We start from the raw sequence: 1108 nt of genomic DNA on the forward strand, positions 1-1108 counted from the left end.
TTTGAACCAGCCCATTATTTTGCCCGACCCCGCACGCAAAGCCGCCACGGTCGCTCAAGCCTTACAAAAACATTTGAGCAACGCTTACTCCAGCGCTGTGCGCGACACCTTTAACAACAAAGCTTGTGCACAAACCAAAGCCACCTGTATTCACCGTGCAATCACCGGCTTGGGGTTGCTACTGTTACGCAGTTATCAACTCTACACTCCAACCCCACACCAGGTATGGAGCGAGCTGCACACACTTTACCGTCTGGCCGAGCTCGAAGGCCTATCTCAAGAGCTGGTGAAAGACCCTATGTCGGGTCAGCGCGGTGTGCGAACAATCGAACAAGCTTATTTGCGCGTCATCTTGCTCGCGGCGGGCCGCCCCAATCAATTGCGTCAGAATGATCTGTTTAATGTGTACAATGCTCTGGAAGAGCTGTCTGCCAAAACATCGCTGAATCAACTCGACCCCGATACAGCGCAAAATTTATACAGCTTAATGCTCGACAGCGACACCCCTCCGGTTTACCGAACTCGCCTGCCCCTGTACGAAAGTCAAGATGTTCGCCAACTGGATACGACCGAGTTATGCCAATGCCTAAATGACATGGTAACCGACCCCGAACGGATGAAAGCGCTCAAGCTCAACACGGGTTTATTGGGTCACGCTATTAACGCCTGGCAACAGCCGGCGCTACGCAATTTCGAACGTACGGCCGGTGATGGTCAACTGGAAGTAACCGTCGGGCTCACCAACCTGCATTTTCATGTGGCCGACGAAACGCCATTTAATCTATTTATTCGACAGTCATCAGGTCTAGATGTAGATGATGAAGATAGCATCTATCAAAAACGCAGCATAAAATTAAAAGACCAAATTGATCCTAATCAAGCCGACCCCTGGGGAGAGGCTTTTGATGTTGCCAAACCGCGCTTTGCCTCTTCATTACAGGCCACAACCAATATTGATGAGGCCTTGCGCCGCTCAACGCTCATGCGTTACCGCGGACAGCACCCTATTTTTTCGGTAGAGGTGGTGGATGTCAGCGCCGGCGGTTACTGCTTAGAGTGGCACACCGAAAGTCCAGTTCAGTTAAAGGCCGGAGAGATTCTCGGTGTG

1 pseudogene is annotated in these 1108 nt (G+C 51.4%); it reads left to right on the forward strand.

The window, feature by feature from the left end:
- Positions 1-1108, forward strand: a pseudogene (locus tag Q4526_RS02745) (hypothetical protein); the annotation flags it as partial.

The organism is Gilvimarinus sp. 2_MG-2023 (genome assembly GCF_030547685.1).
Classification (GTDB): Bacteria; Pseudomonadota; Gammaproteobacteria; order Pseudomonadales; family Cellvibrionaceae; genus Gilvimarinus.